At 74.8% G+C, this 20,041-nt stretch carries 21 protein-coding genes; 19 read left to right on the top strand and 2 right to left on the bottom strand.

What is annotated here, in order from left to right; all coding sequences use genetic code 11:
* Positions 1–37 precede the first annotated feature (37 nt).
* The 10 genes from VGL20_16625 to VGL20_16580 all read left to right on the top strand — a co-directional run bounded on the left by VGL20_16625 (position 38) and on the right by VGL20_16580 (position 7,487).
* A complete protein-coding gene (locus VGL20_16625; protein HEY2705308.1) occupies positions 38–1,036 on the top strand; it encodes a helix-turn-helix domain-containing protein in 999 nt (332 codons plus the stop codon).
* Between the two features lie 4 nt (positions 1,037–1,040).
* Positions 1,041–1,721 carry a thiamine phosphate synthase gene (thiE, locus tag VGL20_16620; GenBank protein ID HEY2705307.1) on the top strand — a complete coding sequence of 227 codons (681 nt, stop codon included), beginning with the start codon at positions 1,041–1,043 and terminating at the stop codon, positions 1,719–1,721.
* Positions 1,718–1,924: a sulfur carrier protein ThiS gene (gene thiS, locus VGL20_16615; GenBank protein ID HEY2705306.1), complete on the top strand. Its 207-nt coding sequence runs from the start codon at positions 1,718–1,720 to the stop codon at positions 1,922–1,924. The genes thiE and thiS overlap by 4 nt, the downstream gene beginning before the upstream one ends.
* A gap of 31 nt (positions 1,925–1,955) precedes the next feature.
* Complete coding sequence (locus VGL20_16610) at positions 1,956–2,747, top strand: thiazole synthase (GenBank protein ID HEY2705305.1); 792 nt, start codon at positions 1,956–1,958, stop codon at positions 2,745–2,747.
* 68 nt (positions 2,748–2,815) lie between these two features.
* Positions 2,816–3,775: a thiamine-phosphate kinase gene (gene thiL, locus VGL20_16605; GenBank protein HEY2705304.1), complete on the top strand. Its 960-nt coding sequence runs from the start codon at positions 2,816–2,818 to the stop codon at positions 3,773–3,775.
* A complete protein-coding gene (gene tsaE / locus VGL20_16600; protein HEY2705303.1) occupies positions 3,772–4,272 on the top strand; it encodes a tRNA (adenosine(37)-N6)-threonylcarbamoyltransferase complex ATPase subunit type 1 TsaE in 501 nt (166 codons plus the stop codon). The genes thiL and tsaE overlap by 4 nt, the downstream gene beginning before the upstream one ends.
* Entirely contained in the window at positions 4,269–4,883 is a 615-nt protein-coding gene (gene tsaB / locus VGL20_16595; GenBank protein HEY2705302.1) for a tRNA (adenosine(37)-N6)-threonylcarbamoyltransferase complex dimerization subunit type 1 TsaB, read from the top strand. Before tsaE ends, tsaB begins: the two co-directional genes overlap by 4 nt.
* A 33-nt stretch (positions 4,884–4,916) precedes the next feature.
* Complete coding sequence (gene rimI / locus VGL20_16590; protein ID HEY2705301.1) at positions 4,917–5,471, top strand: ribosomal protein S18-alanine N-acetyltransferase; 555 nt, start codon at positions 4,917–4,919, stop codon at positions 5,469–5,471.
* 2 nt (positions 5,472–5,473) lie between these two features.
* Positions 5,474–6,487, top strand: a complete 1,014-nt coding sequence (tsaD, locus tag VGL20_16585; protein HEY2705300.1) for a tRNA (adenosine(37)-N6)-threonylcarbamoyltransferase complex transferase subunit TsaD — start codon at positions 5,474–5,476, stop codon at positions 6,485–6,487.
* A 163-nt stretch (positions 6,488–6,650) separates the two neighbouring features.
* Positions 6,651–7,487: a ZIP family metal transporter gene (locus VGL20_16580; GenBank protein HEY2705299.1), complete on the top strand. Its 837-nt coding sequence runs from the start codon at positions 6,651–6,653 to the stop codon at positions 7,485–7,487.
* Positions 7,488–7,497: 10 nt separating this feature from the next.
* Here VGL20_16580 and VGL20_16575 read toward each other — a convergent pair whose 3' ends face one another.
* Positions 7,498–7,752, bottom strand: a complete 255-nt coding sequence (locus VGL20_16575; GenBank protein ID HEY2705298.1) for a hypothetical protein — start codon at positions 7,750–7,752, stop codon at positions 7,498–7,500.
* Positions 7,753–7,998: 246 nt separating this feature from the next.
* Here VGL20_16575 and groES point away from each other — a divergent pair, with 246 nt between their 5' ends.
* Both groES and groL read left to right on the top strand, forming a co-directional pair.
* Positions 7,999–8,304: a co-chaperone GroES gene (groES, locus tag VGL20_16570; GenBank protein HEY2705297.1), complete on the top strand. Its 306-nt coding sequence runs from the start codon at positions 7,999–8,001 to the stop codon at positions 8,302–8,304.
* A gap of 86 nt (positions 8,305–8,390) precedes the next feature.
* Positions 8,391–10,097, top strand: a complete 1,707-nt coding sequence (groL, locus tag VGL20_16565; protein ID HEY2705296.1) for a chaperonin GroEL — start codon at positions 8,391–8,393, stop codon at positions 10,095–10,097.
* Between the two features lie 55 nt (positions 10,098–10,152).
* Here groL and VGL20_16560 read toward each other — a convergent pair whose 3' ends face one another.
* Complete coding sequence (locus VGL20_16560) at positions 10,153–10,659, bottom strand: hypothetical protein (GenBank protein HEY2705295.1); 507 nt, start codon at positions 10,657–10,659, stop codon at positions 10,153–10,155.
* Between the two features lie 127 nt (positions 10,660–10,786).
* Between VGL20_16560 and VGL20_16555 the strand changes: the two genes are divergently transcribed.
* The 7 genes from VGL20_16555 to VGL20_16525 all read left to right on the top strand — a co-directional run.
* Positions 10,787–13,003, top strand: coding sequence for a UvrD-helicase domain-containing protein (locus VGL20_16555; GenBank protein ID HEY2705294.1), 2,217 nt, complete (start codon positions 10,787–10,789; stop codon positions 13,001–13,003).
* Complete coding sequence (locus VGL20_16550; protein ID HEY2705293.1) at positions 13,003–13,866, top strand: hypothetical protein; 864 nt, start codon at positions 13,003–13,005, stop codon at positions 13,864–13,866. The genes VGL20_16555 and VGL20_16550 overlap by 1 nt, the downstream gene beginning before the upstream one ends.
* 10 nt (positions 13,867–13,876) lie before the next feature.
* Positions 13,877–15,880 carry an NAD-dependent DNA ligase LigA gene (gene ligA / locus VGL20_16545; protein ID HEY2705292.1) on the top strand — a complete coding sequence of 668 codons (2,004 nt, stop codon included), beginning with the start codon at positions 13,877–13,879 and terminating at the stop codon, positions 15,878–15,880.
* A 25-nt stretch (positions 15,881–15,905) separates the two neighbouring features.
* On the top strand, positions 15,906–18,002 hold the full coding sequence (uvrC, locus tag VGL20_16540) for an excinuclease ABC subunit UvrC (protein ID HEY2705291.1): 2,097 nt from the start codon (positions 15,906–15,908) through the stop codon (positions 18,000–18,002).
* 2 nt (positions 18,003–18,004) lie between these two features.
* On the top strand, positions 18,005–18,856 hold the full coding sequence (locus VGL20_16535) for an RNase adapter RapZ (protein ID HEY2705290.1): 852 nt from the start codon (positions 18,005–18,007) through the stop codon (positions 18,854–18,856).
* 11 nt (positions 18,857–18,867) lie between these two features.
* The gene (gene whiA, locus VGL20_16530) at positions 18,868–19,737 is read left to right on the top strand and encodes a DNA-binding protein WhiA (GenBank protein ID HEY2705289.1); all 870 of its coding nucleotides are present in this window, start codon (positions 18,868–18,870) and stop codon (positions 19,735–19,737) included.
* Positions 19,738–19,863: 126 nt separating this feature from the next.
* Positions 19,864–20,041 (top strand): glyceraldehyde 3-phosphate dehydrogenase NAD-binding domain-containing protein (locus tag VGL20_16525; GenBank protein HEY2705288.1); only part of this gene is annotated, 178 nt, incomplete at its 3' end.

Here is a 20,041-nt window from a genome sequence, read left to right as displayed (position 1 = left end):
GGCCCGCCACCGACGGTCGATGTAGTCTGGCCTGACCATGCCGCCGCCGCCGGTCGCCTCGACGCAGGACGGTGGCGACGCGGGCGCCAGTTCCATCGGGCGGGCCATCGGGGTGCTCGGCGACCGCTGGACGCTGCTCATCCTCCGCGACGCCTTCCTGCGGTGCACCCGCCGCTTCGGCGGCTGGCGCGACTCGCTCGGCATCTCCGACCCGGTGCTCGCCCGGCGGCTCCGCGACCTGGTCGGCGCCGGCATCCTCCGCCGCGTCCCCTACCGCACCGCGCCGGAGCGGCACGAGTACCTGCTCACCGAGGCCGGCCTCGAGCTCTGGTCGCTGCTGGTCGCGATCTGGGGCTGGGAGCGGCGCTGGGGGAGCGGCGGGGCGGCGACCCCTCCCGACCTCGTCCACGACCGCTGCGGCAGCCCGGTCCGGCCGCGGCTCGCCTGCGCTGCCTGCGGCACCGCGGTCAGCGCCCACGACACCGCGGCGGAGCGGTCTCCGGGCGTCGCCGTCGAATGCAACGCGCCGCCCCGGCCGTGGCGGCGCTCCCGCCACGGCGGCGCGCCCTCGGGCCCGGCGCCGCCCTTCGCCGAGACCATCGCGCTGCTCGGCGACCGCTGGATCACGGTGATGCTCGCCGCCGCCTTCCTGCGCACCCGCCGCTTCATCGAGTTCCAGCGCGACCTCGGGGTGCCGCCGACGCTGCTGACCCAGCGGCTGCGCCTCCTGGTCGAGCTGGGGGTGCTGCGGCGCGCGCCCTCGGGGGTGCGGGCCGGCATCCACGAGTACCGCCTCACCGAGAAGGGCCTGGCCTTCTTCCCGGTGATGATGCTGATGGCCCGGTGGGCGGACCGCTGGATGCCGACCGCCGCGGGCCCGCCGGTTCGGGTCAGCCATCCCGCCTGCGGTGCGGCGCTCGAGCCGGTGCTCCGCTGCGACGCCTGCGGCGAGGCCCTGCAGCTGGGGGAGCTGCACGTCGCCGGCGCCGTTCCGGTGCCGCGGTTGGAGCGAGCCGACCGCGTATCATCGGCCTGACCCTGTGTCCGTCATCCCCGAGCACACCACCGACCGCACCGCCGCCGCCGAGCGCCTCGCGCGGGTGCGCCTGTACGTGATCACCGCCGCGACCGACCCGCCGGAGCGGGTGCTGGCGACGGTGCGGGCCGCCTGTGACGCCGGCGCCGAGGTGGTGCAGCTGCGCCGCAAGGGCGAGGAGGCGCGGCTCACCCTGCGCCTCGCCGAGCGCTGCCGGGAGATCGTCACCCCCGGTGGCGACACCCTCCTGGTGGTCAACGACCGGCTCGACATCGCCATGGCCGCGGGCGCCGACGGCGTCCACCTCGGCCAGGACGACCTGCCCGTGGCGGCCGCCCGCCGGCTCTGGCCCGCGGGGCTGGTGGGCCGCTCCACCCACTCGCTCGGCCAGGCGCTCGCCGCCCAGGCCGAGGGCGCCGACTACATCGGCGTCGGACCGGTGTGGGCCACCCCCACCAAGCCCGGGCGCCCCGCCGTCGGCCTCGAGCTGGTGGGCGCGGTCGCCGCCGCCGGGCTGCGCATCCCCTGGGTGGCGATCGGCGGGGTCGACGCCGCCACCGTGGCCGCGGTGCTGGCCGCGGGGGCACGCTCGGTGGCGGTGGTGCGCGCGGTGAGCGCCGCCGCCGACCCCACCGCGGCCGCCCGCGACCTCCACGCCTCGGTGTGCTCCGCGGTGGCCGCGTGAGCGTCCCCATCACCCTCAACGGCGACCCCGCCGAGGTCGACCCCGGCAGCACCCTGGCCGCGCTCCTCCAGCGGCTCGGGATCGAGCCCCGCCGGGTGGTGGTGGAGCACAACCGCCGGGTGCTGCGCGCCGGCGACCACGAGTCCGCCGTGCTCGGCGCCGGCGACGAGGTCGAGATCGTCCAGCTCGTCGGCGGCGGCTAGGCGGCCGCCGTCCATTCTCAGAGGTGCCGACATGGCCGTGACCACCCCCGCCGCCGACCGCCTGGAGATCGGCGGCGCCGTCCTCGAGAACCGCCTCATCCACGGCACCGGCCGCTTCCCCTCCGACGCGGTGCTGCGCGAGTGCCTGGAGGCGGCGCGGCCGCAGATGATCACCCTCGCCATCCGCCGGCTCGCCCTCGACGGCGGCGGCCGCAACGAGCTCGAGGAGATCGACCTCCGCGGCTACACCCTGCTCCCCAACACCGCCGGCGCGACCACCGTCGCCCAGGCGGTGCGCCTCGCCCACCTCGCCCGGGCGGCCAGCCTCAGCGACCTCATCAAGGTGGAGGTGATCGGCGACGAGCGCACCCTGCTCCCCGATCCCGTCGGCACCCTCGAGGCCACCCGGGCGCTGGTGGAGGACGGCTTCACGGTGCTGCCCTACTGCAGCGACGACGTGGTCCTGGCGCTCCGCCTCGAGGAGGCGGGAGCCGCCGCGGTGATGCCCGGCGCGGCCCCGATCGGCACCACCCTCGGCATCCAGAACCCGCTCAACATCAAGCTGATCATCGAGCGGGTCTCGGTGCCGGTGGTGATCGACGCCGGGTTGGGCGTGCCCAGCGAGGCGGCCCGCTGCCTGGAGTGGGGCGCCGCCGCGGTGCTGGTGAACACCGCCATCGCCCGCGCCCAGAACCCCCCGGAGATGGCCCGCGCCTTCGCCGAGGCGGTCGCCGCCGGCCGCCGCGCCCACCTCGCCGGCCGGGCCTCGATCAGCCTGGAGGCGGTGGCCTCGAGCCCGCGCCCGGGCACGGTCGGCTCCTGACCGCCTGGCTGCGGGAGCGCCGCTTCGACGAGCCGGGGCCGACCCTCGGCGAGGTGGGGGAGGACGGGGTGCTGTCGCGCCTGGTCGCGGGCGGCACCGCCGGCGAGGGCGTGCTCGTCGGCCCCGGGGACGACGCCGCGGTGTGGCAGCCGCCGGCGGGGATGGCGGTGGTGGTCAGCCAGGACGCGCTCGTCGAGGGCGAGGACTTCCGCCGCGAGTGGATCACCCCGCACCGGCTCGGCCGCCGCTGCCTCGAGGTGGCGCTCAGCGACCTCGCCGCGATGGGGGCGGTGCCGGCGTGGTGCACCGCCACCGTCTGCGCCCCCGCCGCCACCCTCCTCGACGACGTGCTCGCCCTCGCCCTGGGGCTGCGCGAGGCGGCGGCGGAACAGGGCTGCAGCCTGGTCGGCGGCGACCTCAGCGGCATCCGCGGCCCGCTGGTCGTCGACGTCTGCGCCGGCGGCTGGGTCGAGCCCGAACGCGTCCTCCGCCGCGACCGCGGCCGCGCCGGCGACCGGCTCGCGGTGACCGGCAGCCTGGGCGGCGCCGCCGCCGGGCTGCGGGTGCTGTCCGGGGGCGCTCCCGCCGGGGCGGCGCCGGAGCGGGTGCGCGGCTGGCTCGACGCCCAGCTGGGCCCCCGCGCCCGGGTCGCCGAGGGACGGCGGCTGGCGGCGCTCGGGGTGCGCTGCGCCGGCGACCTCAGCGACGGGCTGCTCGTCGACGCCGGGCGCACCGCCGCCGCCAGCGGCTGCCGGGCCGAGATCGTCGCCGAGGCGCTGCCCCTCGCTCCCGGCCTCCGCGAGGCCTTCCCCGAGGACTGGCGCGAGCTCGCCCTCGGCGGCGGCGAGGACTTCGAGCTGCTGGTCGCCGCCCCCGCCGAGGTGCTCGCCCGGGTGATCGCCGGATGGCCGGCCGGGCTGGCGCCGCTCACCGAGGTCGGGGTGCTCCGCGAAGGCGCCGGGGTCGGCCTGGTCGAGGGGGGCGCGCCGCGGACCCCGCCGCCGGTACAGTCCCGCCACTTCTCATGAGCCAGCCGCCCCGTCCCACCTCCGGCTGGCCGCGGCGGGTCACCGATGGCGACGCCGCCACCGAGGCGCTCGGGGCCGGGCTCGCCGCGGCGCTGCGGCCGGGCGACCTGATCGCCCTCCACGGCGACCTCGGCGCCGGCAAGACCCGGCTGGTGCGTGGCCTCGCCACCGGGCTGGGAGTGCCGCCCGAGGCGGTGCGGAGCCCCACCTTCGTCCTCCACCACGTCTACCGCGGCGGCCGGATCACCCTCCACCACATCGACCTCTACCGCCTCGGAGAGGGCGCCGACCTCCGTGGCCTCGACCTCGAGTGGCTGCTCGACGAGGGCGCCGTCGCCATCGAGTGGGCCGAGCTCGGCGACCTCTCCGGGCTCGACCCGGTGCACCTCAGCCTCGAGGAGCGGGGGACGCAGCGGCGCGAGATCGCCATCGACCCCGCCGCCCCGGCGCGGCTGCTCGAGGCCTTCGCCGCCACCGCCCCGAGCGTGCCCGGGTGAGGGTGCTGGCGATCGACAGCTCGGCGCGCGGCCGGCTGGTGGTGGCGGTCGCGGACGCCGGCGGCGCCCTCCTCGACGGCCGGGTGGAGCCGGGCACGGCCCTCGACAGCGCCCTGCCGGCGCTGCTCCGGGAGATGCTCCGGCACCCGCCCGAGGCGGTGGTCGCGGTCACCGGGCCGGGGTCGTACACCGGCCTGCGCGCCGGGATGGCGGCCGCGCTCGGGGTCGCCCAGGCGCTGGCGCTGCCCCTCCACGGGGCCGGCGCCCTCCAGGTCGTCGCCTTCGCCGCCCCGCCCGGGGCCGTCGAGGTGGTCGCCGTCGCCGCCGCCGGCCGGGGCGGGGTGCACCTCGCCCGGCACCGCCGCGAGGGGGGCGGCTGGGAGCCGCTGGAGCCGGCGCGGCGGGAGGCGATCGCGGACGTCCGGCTCCCGGAGGGGACGGTCGCGGTGACCCTCGACGATCCGCCGCCGCTCGGCGCGCTGGCCGGCGACCCGCTCCGGGCGCTCGCCGCCGCCGCCGCGCAGGCGCTCGCCACCCCGCCGCTGGCCGCCGCCGGATTGCGCGCGGACTACGTCGATCCGTGGGGTCCTGCGGAGGTGCGCCGGGTATAGTGCTTCCAGGGTCAGTCGCAGATCAGCGAGCAGATGCAGGTCATTCCCGGTCTGGTCATCGAGCGCATGCGCGAGGAGGACATCGCGCAGGTGCAGGCGATCGAGCGCGAGATCTTCCTCACGCCGTGGCCGAAGAACGCCTATCACCGCGAGCTCTCGCAGAACCGCCAGGCCTCCTACATCGTGCTCCGCCGGGAGGGCGACATCGTCGGCTACGGCGGCCTCTGGAAGGTCGGCGACGAGGCCCACGTCACCACCATCGGGGTCCGCGCCCGTGACCAGCACCGCGGCCTCGGCCGGGCGCTCTTCGCCGCCCTGGTGCAGCGCGCCTACGTGCTCGGGGCGCGCTGGATCACCCTCGAGGTCCGGAACAGCAACGACCACGCCATCCGCCTCTACGAGGCCTTCGGCTTCAAGGTCATCGGCCGCCGCCGCGGCTACTACACCGACAACGGCGAGGACGCGATCATCATGTGGAGCGACAGCATCCACGCCCCCGCGTTCAAGCGGAACTTCGTGACCATGCTGGGGAGCGTCGACGTCTCCGGGCTGAACGGCACCCCCCTGCCCGACTATCCGCAGGGGTAGCCCTGAACCTCCTCGCCGTCGAGACCAGCTGTGACGAGACCGCGGCAGCGGTCCTCCGCGACGGCCGCGAGATCGTCTCCTCGGTGGTCGCCTCGCAGATCGCCCTCCACGCCCCCCACGGCGGTGTGGTGCCCGAGCTCGCCGCCCGCGCCCACCTCGAGGCGATCGGTCCCACCGTCGCCGAGGCGCTGGCCGCCCTGCCCGGGGGATGGGACGACGTCGACGCGATCGGTGTCACCCGCGGGCCGGGCCTGGTCGGCTGCCTGGTGGTGGGCGCCTCCTGGGCCCAGGCGGCGGGGCTGGCCCGGGGGCTGCCGGTGGCCGGGGTCTCGCACCTCGCCGGCCACGTCTACAGCGCCTGGCTGGCGGAGCCCGGCTTCGAGCCCCCCTACCTCGCGCTGGTGGCCAGCGGCGGGCACACCGAGTGCGTGCTGCTCCGCGACCACGGCGAGGCGGTGCGGCTCGCGCGCACCCGCGACGACGCCGTCGGCGAGGCCTTCGACAAGGTGGCGCGGCTGCTCGGGCTCCCGTATCCCGGCGGTCCGGCGGTGGAGCGGGCGGCGCGCGAGGGCGACCCGGCGCGCTTTCCCCTGCCCCGCACCCGCCTGGAGGGCGCCTTCTCGTACAGCGGGCTGAAGACGGCGGTGCGCTACGCGGTGCGCGACCTCGGCGCCGGCGGGCTCACCGACCGGGGCACCCCCGCCGACCCGGCGGTGGTCGCCGCCCTCGCCGCCTCGTTCCAGGCGGCCGCGATCGACCAGCTCGTCGACGGGCTGGAGGCGGCGGTCGAGCAGACCGGCGCCGAGCGGGTGACCGTGGTCGGCGGTGTGGCAGCCAACCAGGCGCTGCGGGGCGCGGTGAGCAGGCGGCTCGGCGGGCTGCGGATCGTGGTGCCGCCGCTCTCGCTCTGCGGCGACAACGCCGCGATGATCGGCGCCGCCGGCTGGCACCGGCTGCAGCGGGTCGGCGACGAGGCCGGATTCGGCGTCGACCCCGGCCTCGACGAGTACGCGTAGGGGCCGGTGGGTTGATCAGCCCGCCGCCGCCGGATGAATCTGCCGCTGGACGTCTCCGCCGCGTTTAGGCTAGCCTAAAGCCTCGCTTGACTTAGGCTGGCCTAAGGCCAGGTTTCGGGGTGAGGGATCCGCACCGGGCGGGAGCGAGGAGGAGGTGTCCGCCATGAACTTCGCCGCCACCGCGGGCCTGGGTGCCGTCGCGGGGTTCACGATCTTCATCGGGCTGCCGATCGCCCGCAGCCGGCCCACCGTCAACCGGCTGGCGGTGCTCAACGCCGCCTCGGTCGGGGTCCTGCTCTTCCTCTTCTTCGACATCATCAAGAACGCCACCGCGCAGATCGACGCCGCGCTCGCCGAGAACCGCGCCGTGGGCATCGGCTACGGGTTCCTGCTCGCCGCCGGCCTGACGGTGGGGATGCTGAGCCTGGTCGCCTTCGAGCGGCTGCGCAAACGGAAGAGGACCGTCCCGCTGCCCAGCGGGCCGGGCGCGATGGCCGCCGCCGCGGTGGGCGCGGGCACCCGGGCGCGGCGTGAGCCGCTGGCGCCGGCGGTGCGCGTCGCCCTCTTCATCGCCGTCGGCATCGGCCTCCACAACTTCTCCGAGGGCCTGGCCATCGGCCAGGCCGCCCATGCCGGCAGCTACCAGCAGAACCTGCTCTGGGTGCTGGTGATCGGCTTCGGACTCCACAACATCACCGAGGGCTTCGGCATCTGTGGCCCGATCGCGAGCATGCGGCCGTCGTGGCGGCTGCTGGGGATGCTCGGCCTGATCGGCGGCGGCCCCACCCTGGTGGGCACGATGCTCGGCTTCCAGTTCACCAGCGTCGCCCTCTCGGTGCTCTTCCTGGCGCTGGCCGCGGGCGCGATCGTCTACGTGATCGGCGAGCTGCAGCACGCCGGCCGCAAGCTCGGCAGCCACGACCTCGCCATGGTCGGGCTGCTGGTCGGCTTCCTGCTCGCCTACGGGACCGATCGCCTGCTCTCCGTGGTGGGGAGCTGAGCGGCCGGGATCACGGCATCGGGATGCCGAGGATGCCCCGGAGGTAGTGGAGGACGACGATCTCCCACATGTAGACGGCGCCCAGGCAGCCGGCGAAGCTCGCCAGCAGGCTGATCGCGGTCATGCGGAGATAGGAGACCCTCCTCACCCGCGGCTCCGCGGTGAAGAGCGGCCGCCACTGAGCGCCGTCCCAGGCCCAGCGGCCGTCGGGGGACATGCTCGGCTCGGTCGACGGACCCAGGTCCTGGAGCTGGAGGACGGACATCGTGGCCATCTCCGCGCACGGGTACTCGGGAGGCCGGGCGGGAGGTGCGCACCCCCGGCTCCGAGCGGCGACCGGTCGCCGGACACGATCGCGCGGCTGCCGCTGATTGAGAGAACGCGAGATCGCTTCCGGTCCTGCGCGGCGAGCCCCGCGGCTTGCCCCACTGGCACTCCCTCCGGTAGAGTGTTAGCAGTCTCTGCTGACGAGTGCTAAGTGCTGTCCGGAGGAGGTCAGGAACCTGTGGCCGTGAATCTTCGTCCCCTCGCCGACCGTGTCGTCGTCAAGCCCCTCGAGCGCGAGGAGGTCACCAAGAGCGGCATCGTGCTGCCGGACACCGCCAAGGAGAAGCCCCAGGAGGGCACCGTGGAGGCTGTCGGCACCGGACGCTACAACGAGCATGCGGGCAAGCGCGTCGAGCTCGACGTGAAGGTCGGTGACCGCGTGATCTACGCCAAGTACGCCGGGAGCGAGGTCAAGGTCGAGGAGGTCGACTACCTGATCCTCTCCGAGAAGGACATCCTCGCCATCGTCGCGAACGGCAAGAAGAACTAGGACGCCTGCAGGCGGTGCGGCCCGGGGCGACCCGGGGGCCGCGCCGCCCGGCGGCGCCATCCCCCCCTCGCTGAGGTTAGACAGGCATGGCCTTCGAGACGCCCAAGCGGCTCATCTACCAGGACGAGGCGCGTGACGCCCTGCGTCGGGGCGCGGCCGCGCTCGCCCAGACCGTGTCCATCACCCTCGGACCGGCCGGCCGCAACGTGCTTCTCGACAAGAAGTTCGGGGCGCCCACCGTCACCAACGACGGCGTGACCATCGCCCGCGACATCGAGCTCGGCGACCCCTACGCGAACATGGGCGCCCAGCTGGTCAAGGAGGTCGCGGTCAGGACCAACGACCTCGCCGGCGACGGCACCACCACGGCCACGGTGCTGGCCTCAGTGATGATCAACGAGGGGCTGCGCAACCTCGCCGCCGGCGCCGAGCCGATCGCGATGCGCACCGGCATCAACCGCGCCGTCGCGGCCGCCGTCGACCACGTCAAGAACCACTCGATCCCGGTGAGCGGCCGCGAGGACATCCGCCGGGTCGCCTCGATCAGCGCCTCCGACGAGAAGATCGGCGGCCTCATCGCCGACGCCTTCGACAGGATCGGGACCTCCGGTGTCACCACCGTCGAGGAAGGCCACGCGATGGAGACCGAGGTCGAGGTGGTCGAGGGCATGCAGTTCGACCGCGGCTACATCTCCCCCCACTTCGTCACCGACCAGCAGGCGATGGAGGCCGCTCTCGACGAGCCCTTCATCCTGATCACCGACCGCAAGGTCAAGACCGTCGCCGAGCTCCTCCCGGTGCTCGAGCGGGTGGTCCAGACCCGCCGGCCGCTGCTGATCATCGCCGAGGACGTCGAGGGCGAGGCGCTCGCCACCCTGATCGTCAACAAGCTCCGCGGCACCATGATCACCGTCGCGGTCAAGGCGCCCGGGTTCGGCGACCGCCGCAAGCAGCTGCTCGAGGACCTCGCCGTCCTCACCGGTGCCACCGTGGTCACCGAGGACCGTGGCTTCAAGCTCGACAAGACCACCCTCGAGATGCTCGGCCGCTGCCGCCGCGTGGTCGTGACCAAGGACACCACCACGGTGATCGAGGGTGCGGGCGATCCGGCCGCGATCGGGGCGCGCGTCGCCGAGATCAAGGCGCAGATCGAGGAGACCGACTCGCAGTGGGACCGGGAGAAGCTCGAGGAGCGGGTCGCCCGGCTCAGCGGCGGGGTCGCCGTGATCCGCGTCGGCGCGGCCACCGAGGTCGAGCTGAAGGAGCGCAAGGCGCGCGTCGAGGACGCGCTCGCCGCCACCCGGGCGGCCGTCGAGGAGGGCATCGTGGTCGGCGGCGGCGTCGCGCTGCTCCGCGCCGACGAGGCGGTCTCCGCGCTCGAGGCCGAGGGCGACGAGCTCACCGGCATCCGCATCGTCCGCGCCGCCCTCACCGCCCCGCTGCGGGTGATCGCCGACAACGCCGGCCTCGAGGGCGCGGTGGTGGTCTTCAAGGTGGCCGAGCTGCCCGCCAACCAGGGCTTCGACGCCCGGGCGCTGGAGTACGGCGACCTCGTCGAGCGCGGCATCGTCGACCCCACCAAGGTGGTGCGCAGCTGCCTGGTCAATGCGGCCTCGATCGCGATCATGGTGCTGACCACCGAGGTGCTCATCGCCGACGCGCCGATCCCCGAGCCCTCCCTCGAGATGCCCGGTGGCGGCGAGGGTCACAGCCCCAGCCCGGTCGAGGACTACGGCATGGGCGGGATGGGCGGCATGGGCGGCATGGGCGGCATGGAGGACATGGACTACTAGCTGGGCCCGGGGCGGCCGTCCGGCCGCCCCGCCCTGCGGGTGGTCCTCGCGATCCTCAGTCCGATGCGTCCTTCGCGAGCGCCTCGCGGGTCGTCGTGAGCCAGGATTCCTGCCTTCCCACCAATCGCCGGCGGTCGGAGTCGGTCAGCTTCGACGCGAGCTCGGTCCCGGTCGGTGCCGGTGCACCCTCCATATCCCCGAACTGCGACCAGAAATCGGCGAGTGCGAGGACTGCGTAGAACGGGTCCAGCGGAAGGCTCCTGAGCTCGCGCTGCAACATGACCCATTGCCACTTCTGCAACTCGCTGGCGGGAGGCCATGGGGTCGGCGCCGGCGGCAGCTGAGACAGGACCTCGGATGGCCGCGCGCCTCCGTCGATGGCAACCAGCGTGTCGACCGCTCCTTCGGGCGGTTCGTCCCCGCCCATGGACGACTCCAGCCAGGAGCGAACGTCTGTCAGATCGACCTGCGGGCCGGAGGTACCCGGCCCTTCGATACCGAGACGCACCGTCGACCACGTAACCGGAATCCCGGCGGCTTGCAGTTCTTCGAGAGGGGTCATGGCAGGATGGGGATTCCGTTGATCTTGCCACCGCGCACGAACATCCGGTGCGTGACCGCGCCGTGGTCCGGCCGCGTCCACCGGCCCTCCTCCGCAGGAGGCATGCCGGCTGCGGTAGCGTGGCGCGGTGACCGTGTCGACCGTGCCAAGCGACCTGCTCGACGGGCTCAACGAGGCGCAGCGCCGCGCCGTCGAGGCGCCCGACGGCCCGCTGCTGATCTTCGCCGGCGCGGGCAGCGGCAAGACCCGGGTGCTCACCTGCCGCATCGCCCACCTGGTGGCGACCGGCCGGGCGAGGCCGTCCGAGATCCTCGCCGTCACCTTCACCAACAAGGCGGCGCGGGAGATGCGCACCCGCATCGAGGAGCTGGTCGGCGAGAGCGCCTCGGGGATGTGGCTCGGCACCTTCCACGCCCTCGGCGCCCGACTGCTCCGTCGCGACGGCGAGAGCATCGGCGTTCCGGCCAGCTTCGTCATCTACGACGAGGCCGATCGGGTGGTGGCGCTGCGCCGCGCCTCGGAGGCCGCCGGGGTCGACGTCAAGCGCTATCCGCCGAGCCAGGTCGGCCACGCCATCAGCGCCGCCAAGAACGAGCTGATGGACGCCGCGGCCTACGCCGGCTCCCCCGACGCCCGGGGCTACCTCGGCGCCCAGGTGGCGAAGGTCTACACCGCCTACGAGCGCGACATGCACGCCGCCGGCGCCCTCGACTTCGACGACCTCCTGCTCCGCGCGGTGCAGCTGCTCCGCGACGTCGAGCCGCTCCGCGAGCACTACAACGAGCGCTTCAAGCATGTCCTCGTCGACGAGTACCAGGACACCAACCACGCCCAGTACGTGATGGTCGCCCTGCTCACCGAGACCCGCCGCAACCTGACAGTGGTTGGCGACGACGACCAGTCCATCTACGGGTGGCGGGGCGCCGACGTGCGCAACATCCTCGAGTTCGAGCGCGACCATCCCGACGCGACGGTGGTCACCCTCGACCAGAACTACCGCTCCACCCAGGGCATCCTCGACGCCGCCCATGCGGTGATCCGCAACAACCCCGACCGCGCCCCCAAGAAGCTCTGGACCGACGCGGGGGCGGGCGAGAAGGTGCAGCTGATCTCCGTGTACGACGAGCAGGAGGAGGCGCAGACGATCTGCGCGGAGATCGACCGCCTGGTGGCCCTGGAGGGGGTGTCGCTCTCCGACTGCGCGGTGCTGTACCGCACCAACGCCCAGTCCCGCGCGCTCGAGGACGCGATGCTGCGCCGCGGCACCCCCTACCGGCTGGTCGGCGGGGTGCGCTTCTACGAGCGGCGCGAGATCAAGGACGTGCTCGCCTACCTGCGGCTGATCTCCAACCCGCGCGACGCCGTGTCCTTCGGCCGCATCGTCAACGTGCCCCGCCGGAAGATCGGCGACAAGACCGTCGCCGAGGTGGAGCGGCTGGCGCGCCGGCGGGGGGTGACCCCCTTCGAGGCGGTGGCGTCCCTGCAGGAGGCCGAGGGCATCGGCACCGCCGCGACCGCGGCGCTCGAGGGCTTCCGGCGGCTGATCGAGGGGCTGCGCGCGGCGGCGACGGCGCTGCCCCTGCCCGAGCTGCTCGAGCGGGTGCTCACCGAGAGCGGCTACCGCGACTCCCTCCGTGACGGCACCCCCGAGGGGGAGGAGCGCTGGGCCAACGTGACCGAGCTGGCCGGGCTCGCCGCCGAGCACGCCGAGGTCGCCCCGCCCGAGGGGCTGACCCGCTTCCTCGAGCAGGTGGCACTGGTCGCCGACGTCGACAGCCTCGACGCCTCCGCCGCCGGGGTGACCCTGATCACCCTCCACCAGGTCAAGGGCCTGGAGTTCCCGGTGGTGTTCATCGCGGGGATGGAGGAGGGCCTGCTGCCCCACATCCGCGCCCTCGAGGAGGGGGAGAGCGGCATCGCCGAGGAGCGCCGCCTCACCTACGTGGGCATCACCCGCGCGCAGCGCCGCCTCTACCTGCTCCACGCCTTCCGGCGGCACCTCTATGGCAGCCCGCAGATGGCCGCCGCCTCCCGCTTCCTCGACGAGCTGCCCAAGGAGCTGCTGGAGATGCCGCGGCGCCCCGGTGCCGCGGCGCCGGCGGCTCCCCGTTCCCCGGGCGCGCTGCGCGCCGCCGTCCACGCCCACGCGGTGCGGCCCAACCCGGTGGTGGTCGCGCCGCAGCGCTTCCGCGAGGGCATGAGGGTGAGCCACGCCCGCTACGGGCGGGGCGTCATCCTCAAGAGCACCATGACCCGCGCCGGCGAGGAGGTGGTCATCCGCTTCGGCGGCGGTGTCAAGATCTTCGCCGTGGCGGATGCCGCGCTGGAGGTGCTGGAGGGCTGATGGCCGCGTCGATCACCTGGTCGGAGGGGGGCACCCCGCGGGCCATCGAGGCCGGCGAGGTGCTGATCGCCCAGGTCTTCACCGTGCTCGCGGTGGGCGCCGCCCGGCGCGCCCGGGTCCGGGCCGAGCGCGCCGCCACCAGCTGGATCGCCTGGCACGACATCTGCGTCTACGGCCGCGAGGTCGGCAGCATCGCCCTCGAGGAGATCCCCTGGGAGGGCGAGCCCGAGGACAAGCGCGCGTTCCTGCTCCGCGCCCTCGACAGCCTCGACGGGGGATGGTGGGCGGGGCTCTTCACGGTGCGTCCCAAGGTGGCGAGGGTCCGGGACCTGCTCGACCGGCTGCGCACCGCGATCCTCGCCTTCGACGCCGCCACCGCCTCGTCCGAGGCGGTGGAGACCGAGCTCGCCCGCAGGTACGGGCGCTGCCTCCTCCACGTGGTGCCGCTGCACCGCTACGGCTGCATCGTCTGCAATCACGACGAGCTCTACGGTGCGCTGAGCTGGGCGCAGTGCCAGCTCGCCGGGCGGCTGCTCTCCGCCACCGACCCGGCGGAGCGCGCCGAGGCGGCCCGCATCCTCGCCTTCGAGGCCAGCCGTGAGCCCTCGCGGGTGACCCTCTGTGCGCTCGCCCACGTCCACTCGCTGGCGGTCGAGCGCGAGCCCGCGGGACTGCTGCGCACCTACCTGCTCTCCACCATCGGGGTGTGCGCCCGCCAGGTCGGCGACGCGCTCCAGCTCCGCCACGTCGCCCCGCTCGCCGGGCTGCTGTCGGTGCTCGACGGCTGGGACGCCGCCCAGGCGCACTCCATCCTCGACTCGGTGGAGCGGGAGGAAACCGCCGCCTCGCTCGGCGACGCCTGACCCGCGCCCCATGGCCTCCGACGGCGCCCGCGCCCGCCACGCCGAGCTGGTCCGCCTGGTCGAGCACCACGCCCACCGCTACTACGTCCTCGACGCGCCGGAGATCGACGACGCCGGGTACGACCGGCTCTTCCGCGAGCTGCAGACACTCGAGGAGCTCAATCCCGAGCTGCAGACGCCGGACTCGCCGACCCAGCGGGTGGGCGCCGCCCCGGTCGAGGCGTTCACCAAGGTCGCCCACCGCACCGCCATGCTCTCGCTCGCCAACGCCTTCGGCACCGACGAGGTCGAGGAGTTCGTCCGCCGCGTCGAGCGGCTGGTGGGGAGCGTCGACGCCTACGTCTGCGAGCTGAAGATCGACGGGCTGGCGGTCTCGCTCACCTATCGCGACGGCCAGCTGGCGCGCGGCGCCACCCGCGGCAACGGCCTCCAGGGGGAGGACGTCACCGCCCAGCTCCGCACCGTGCGCTCCATCCCCACCCGGCTGCGCGGCGGCGTCGGCGGGGTGCCGCCCGAGATCGAGGTGCGCGGCGAGGTGTTCCTGCCCAAGAGCGCGTTCGCCCGCCTCAACGAGGGCCTCGACGAGCAGGGGAAGCCGCGCTACGCGAACCCTCGCAATGCCGCCGCCGGGTCGGTCCGGCAGCTCGACCCGCGGATCACCGCGCGGCGGGGGCTGCGCGCGTTCATGTACGCGATCGATCCCCCCGGCGAGGCCTCCACCCAGGCCGCGGTGCTCGACGCCCTCGACCGGCTGGGGCTGCCCACCAACCCGCACCGCCGGGTGGTGGGGGACGTCGAGGGCATCGTCGGCTATGTCGAGGAGTGGCGGGAGCGGCGGCACGACCTCGACTACGACACCGACGGGGTGGTCGTCAAGGTCGCCTCGCTCGAGCTCCAGAGCGAGCTCGGCGCGGTGGCCCGCTCGCCCCGCTGGGCCACCGCCTACAAGTTCCCCCCGGAGGAGGTGGAGACCACCGTCCTCGACATCATCGTCTCGGTGGGGCGGACCGGCGCGGCCACCCCGGTGGCGGTGCTCGAGCCGGTGCTGGTGGCCGGGACCACGGTGCGCCGGGCCACCCTCCACAACGAGGACGAGGTGGCGCGCAAGGACGTGCGCATCGGCGACGCGGTGCTCCTCCACAAGGCGGGCGACGTCATCCCCGAGGTGGTGCGCCCGCTGCTGGAGCGCCGGCCGGAGGGCTCCCAGCCGTGGGAGATGCCCGGCCGCTGCCCGGCCTGCGACGCCGAGCTGGAGCGCGAGGAGGGCGAGGTGGTGCGCCGCTGCCTCAACCCGCTCTGCCCGGCGCAGCGGCGCGAGCGGCTCCGCCACTTCGCCTCGCGCGCCTGCATGAACATCGAGGGGCTGGGCGAGGCGATCATCGACCAGCTCGTCGACGGCGGCCACCTCGCCGACGCCGCCGACCTCTTCCGCCTCGACAAGCCGACCCTGCTCACCCTCGACGGCTTCGCGGACCGCTCCGCCGACAACCTCCTCCGCAGCATCGACGCCCGGCGGCGGGTGCCGCTGGGCCGGCTGGTCAACGCGCTCGGCATCCGCCACGTCGGCGAGCACACCGCCCTCACCCTGGCGGTGCACTTCGGCACCCTGGAGGCGCTGAGCGCGGCCGGCGAGGAGGAGCTGCTCGCGGTGGAGGGCATCGGCCCGGTGGTGGCGCGCAGCGTGGCCGGGTGGTTCGCCTCCGACTCGGGGCGGGAGCTGGTCCGCCGGCTCGGCGAGGTGGGGGTGGAGGCGGAGCGCTCCGAGGCCTCGACCGGGCCGTGGACGGGGCAGACCTGGGTGCTGACCGGCACCCTCGACCGGCTCACCCGTCCCGAGGCCGAGGCGCGGATCCGCGCCCTCGGCGGCACCCCCGGCTCGAGCGTCAGCCGCAAGACCCACGCCCTGGTCGCGGGCATGTCTCCGGGGAGCAAGCTCGAGAAGGCGCAGCGCCTCGGGGTGCGGGTGCTCGACGAGGCCGGCTTCCTCGCCGAGCTCGAGGCCGCCGAGAGCTAGCCCGCGTCGTGGGTACAGTGGGGTCATGGCCACCGCCGCGGGACGCGCCGCCCGCCTCCTCGACAACCCCGAGCTGCTCCGCCAGCGGCTGAAGGAGGCGCCCGAGGGGCCGGGCGTCTACCTGATGCGCGACCTCGAGGCGCGGGTGGTCTACGTCGGCAAGGCGGCCAGCCTCCGCAACCGGCTGCGCTCCTACTTCAGCGGCGTCGACTCCCACCCGCTGCGCACCCGCCAGCTGGTGGAGCGCATCTTCGACTTCGAGGTGGTCCACTGCACCACCGAGCGCGAGGCGCTGCTGCTCGAGAACGAGTTCATCAAGCGCTACCGCCCGCGCTTCAACATTCGCCTCAAGGATGACAAGAACTACCTCTACCTGAAGATCCCGCGGCCCGGCGCCCCCGACGCGCTCGCCCCGGGGACGGCGCGGGAGGGGGCGCGGGTGCCCCGCGGCGACGCCGAGTCGGCGGCGCGGGCGGCGATGTTCCCCCGCCCGTATTACACCCGGCGGATGGCCCGCGACGGCGCCCGCTACTTCGGCCCGTACACCAGCGCCCAGTCGCTGCGCACCACGGTGAAGTCGCTGCGCACCATCTTCCCGTTCCGCACCTGTGGCGACGAGGTCTTCCGCCGCGGCCGGGTGTGCCTCGACTACCACATCAACCGCTGCAGCGGCCCCTGCGCGGGGAACATCGACGCCGAGGGCTACGCCGAGCTGCTCGACGAGGTGGAGCTCTTCATGGAGGGGCGCTCCGAGGTGCTCACCGCCCAGCTCAAGGGGCAGATGAAGGGCGCCGCCGAGCGGCTCGACTACGAGGCGGCGGCGCGCGCCCGCGACCGGCTCAGGGCCATCGACCGCATCCGCGAGCGCCAGCGCATGGTGCGCGGGGCGCGCGACGATCGCGACGTGGTGGGTGCCGCCCTGGAGGGCAATCGGGGCATGGTCACGGTGCTGTCGGTGCGCGAGGGCAAGGTGGCGACGATGGAGAACCACGCCCTCGAGGGCGTGGCCGGCCTCACCGCCGCCGACGCCCTGGAGAGCTTCATCGGCCAGTACTACGGCGACGCCTCGAGCCTGCCGCGGACCATCGTCGTGGCCGAGCGGCTGCCCGGGCACGGCCTCCTCCAGGAGTTCCTCAGCGAGCAGCGCGGCGGCCCGGTCGAGGTGCGCGTGCCCCAGCGCGGCGCCGCCCGCGAGCTGGTCGACCAGGCCACCCAGACGGCGTCGACGGCGCTGCGCCAGGCCCGGATCGAGGCCGACTTCGACGCCGACCGCACCGAGGGCCTGCTCGCCGACCTGCAGGCGCGCCTCGACCTGCCCGAGCTGCCCCGGCGCATCGAGTGCTACGACATCAGCAACACCATGGGCACCAACTCGGTGGGGTCGATGGTGGTGTTCGAGGAGGGCCGTCCCCGTCCCGCCCACTACCGCCACTTCGGCATCAGGACCGTCGAGGGCGCCAACGACTTCGCGTCGATCGAGGAGACGCTGCGCCGCCGGATCGGCCGCCATCTCGGCCAGGCCGCCGGCGCCGGGGACGTGCCGGTCGACGACCCCGCGGGGAGCAACGGCGGCGGCCGGGTGGCCGAGCCGGTGGTGGAGGAGGGCGCGCTCGCGGTCGCCGATGCCCCCGAGGACGGCGAGCGTCCCCGGCGGCCGCGGCGCCGCCCCGCCGCCGCCGCCGACGACAGCTTCGGCGCCCTCCCCGACCTGATCCTCGTCGATGGCGGCAAGGGTCAGCTCGCCGCCGCCCACGCGGTGCTGGTGGAGAGCGGGCTCGGCCACGTCCCCATCGCCGGCCTGGCCAAGCGCAACGAGGAGCTCTTCCTCCCCGGCCGCGCCGATCCCGTGGTGCTGCCCTCGGACAGCCCCACCCTCTTCCTGGTGCAGCGGGTGCGCGACGAGGCCCACCGCTTCGCGATCACCCGCCACCGGGCCCGCCGGGGCAAGGAGGCGCTGCGCTCGCGGCTCGACATCGTCAGCGGGCTCGGGCCGGCGCGCCGCCGCGCCCTGCTCCGCCGGTTCGGCAGCATCGAGGGCATCCGCGACGCCAGCCTGGACGAGATCGCCGCGGTGCCGGGGATGCCCCGCTCGGTGGCGATGCGCATCAAGGAGCTGATCTGAGCATGGCTGTGGAGATCGAGGGGGGGCGGGCGCCGGTCTGGATCCTCACCGGGATCAGCGGCGCCGGGAAGGCCACCGCGCTCGCCGCCCTGGAGCGGCACGGGGCCCGCTGCATCGACAACCTGCCGGTGGAGCTGGCCGGGGCGCTGCGCGGCGGCGAGGCGCCGGTGGTGGCGGTGGTCGACGCCCGCCAGGGCGAGGCGGTGGCCGGCTTCGTCCCCGCCCCGGGGGTGCGGGTGCTGTTCCTCGACGCCCGCGACGAGGTGCTGGTGCGCCGCCTCGCCGACAGCACCCGCCCCCATCCCTGCGCCCGGGCGGGGACCGGCCCGGCGGCGGTGGCCGCGGAGCGGCGGCTGCTGGAGGCGATGCGCGCGGCCGCCGACGTGGTCGTCGACACCTCGGCGCTCGACCCCGCCGGTCTCGGCCGCCGGGTCGTCGAGGCGATCGTCCCCGAGGGCGGCGACGCCACCGGCTTCGCCGTGACCCTGTCCTCCTTCGGCTTCAAGTACGGCCCCCAGCTCGAGGCCGACTGGGTGGTGGACGCGCGGATGCTCCGCAACCCCTTCTGGGAGCCCGACCTGCGCCCGCTGACCGGGCTCGACCCGGCGGTCCGCGCCCACGTCCTCGACCACCCTCCTGGCGCCGAGTTCGTCGAGCGGCTCGAGCAGCTGCTCCGCTGGACGATGGCGGCGATGGCCGAGCGGGGGCGGACCCGCCTCCATGTCGCCGTGGGCTGCACCGGGGGCCGGCACCGCTCGGTGGTGGTCGCCTCCGAGCTCGCCGGGCGGCTGCGCGGCGGCGGGGTCACGGTGGCGCTCCGCCACCGCGACGTCGAGCGCCCCGACCCTCGATGAGGCGCCGCTGAGTGGCGCCGCGCCGCCTCTCCTTCACCGCCGAGGTGGTGGCCGAGCTCGCTCCCCACGTCCCCCCGCTGCCCTGCTGCCGGGCCGCCCTGGTGGTGGGGATGGCGTGGGCCGGCGAGCCCGGCGGGCCCCGGGGCGGCGCGGAGCTGGTGACCACCCGGCCGGTGGCCGCCCGCGCCGCGCTGGGCTCGCTCCGCGCCGACCGGCTCCAGGCCCACGTCGAGCGGCGGCGCACCGCCCGGCGGGTGCGCTACGTGGTGCGGGTGGATGGTGAGCCGCCGCCCGCCCTGGACAGCACCGAGCGGGTCTCACCGCGGACCTGCTGTGCCCGGGCCCTGCTCCGGGGCGCGTTCATGGCGGGGGGCGCGGTCAGCCACCCGGAGCGGCCCGCCCACCTCGAGATCGTCTGCCGCTCCGCGGACGCGGCCGCCGGCCTCGGTGCCGCATTCCGGCGGCTGGGGGTCGAGCCGTCCCTGGTGGAGCGGCGGGGGCGCTGGATGGTGACGGTGCGCGCCGGAGACGCGGTGGGCGCGGCGCTCAGCGTCATCGGCGCCCAGGGTGGCCGGCTCCGCTACGAGGAGGGCCGGGTGGTGCGCGAGCTGCGCGCCGGGGTCAATCGCCGCATCAACGGCGAGACCGCCAACCTGCGGCGCACCGCCGACGCCGCGGTCCGCCAGGTGGAGGCGGCGCTGCGCCTCCGCGGCGACCCCGCACTCTGGGAGCGGCTGCCCCAGGGCCTCCGCGAGGCCGCCGAGCTCCGCCTGCGCCACCCCCAGGACAACCTGGAGCGGATCGCCGCGCTCGCCGGGGTGAGCCGCTCGGCGATGGCCGGCCGGCTCCACCGGCTCACCGAGTCGGCCCGGCCGCTCTGAGGATTTCCTCACCCCAACCCCACCGGTGGGGGAGGCTGAGCACGGGGGGTGGGGTGCTAGGCTCAGGACGCCCTCGTCGTACGGACTTGTCATCACAGCGCGCTGGGGGGATACAGGGAGACAGTTGTGGGCGTGAAGATCGGAATCAACGGCTTCGGGCGCATCGGACGCAACGTCTACCGCGCCCTCCAGGAGCGTGGCGGCGACCTCGAGGTGGTGGCCGTGAACGACATCACCGACCCCAGGACGCTGGCCCACCTCCTCAAGCACGACACCATCCTCGGGGCCTACCCCGGCACCGTCG

The sequence above is a fragment of the Candidatus Dormiibacterota bacterium genome (assembly GCA_036495095.1).
GTDB lineage: Bacteria > Chloroflexota > Dormibacteria > Aeolococcales > Aeolococcaceae > CF-96.
Note: the sequence above shows the minus strand (reverse complement) of the source record. Positions and strands in the feature narration are given on the sequence as shown.

Bases quoted from the DNA above. Each gene is read 5' to 3' on its own strand.
- VGL20_16625 (HEY2705308.1), top strand. From the start codon at position 38: ATGCCGCCGCCGCCGGTCGCCTCGACGCAGGACGGTGGCGACGCGGGC.
- groL (HEY2705296.1), top strand. From the start codon at position 8,391: ATGGCCTTCGAGACGCCCAAGCGGCTCATCTACCAGGACGAGGCGCGT.
- VGL20_16560 (HEY2705295.1), bottom strand. From the start codon at position 10,659: ATGACCCCTCTCGAAGAACTGCAAGCCGCCGGGATTCCGGTTACGTGG.
- uvrC (HEY2705291.1), top strand. From the start codon at position 15,906: ATGGCCACCGCCGCGGGACGCGCCGCCCGCCTCCTCGACAACCCCGAG.
- VGL20_16610 (HEY2705305.1), top strand. From the start codon at position 1,956: ATGGCCGTGACCACCCCCGCCGCCGACCGCCTGGAGATCGGCGGCGCC.
- tsaE (HEY2705303.1), top strand. From the start codon at position 3,772: ATGAGCCAGCCGCCCCGTCCCACCTCCGGCTGGCCGCGGCGGGTCACC.
- VGL20_16550 (HEY2705293.1), top strand. From the start codon at position 13,003: ATGGCCGCGTCGATCACCTGGTCGGAGGGGGGCACCCCGCGGGCCATC.
- VGL20_16535 (HEY2705290.1), top strand. From the start codon at position 18,005: ATGGCTGTGGAGATCGAGGGGGGGCGGGCGCCGGTCTGGATCCTCACC.
- VGL20_16575 (HEY2705298.1), bottom strand. From the start codon at position 7,752: ATGTCCGTCCTCCAGCTCCAGGACCTGGGTCCGTCGACCGAGCCGAGC.
- VGL20_16580 (HEY2705299.1), top strand. From the start codon at position 6,651: ATGAACTTCGCCGCCACCGCGGGCCTGGGTGCCGTCGCGGGGTTCACG.
- rimI (HEY2705301.1), top strand. From the start codon at position 4,917: ATGCAGGTCATTCCCGGTCTGGTCATCGAGCGCATGCGCGAGGAGGAC.
- ligA (HEY2705292.1), top strand. From the start codon at position 13,877: ATGGCCTCCGACGGCGCCCGCGCCCGCCACGCCGAGCTGGTCCGCCTG.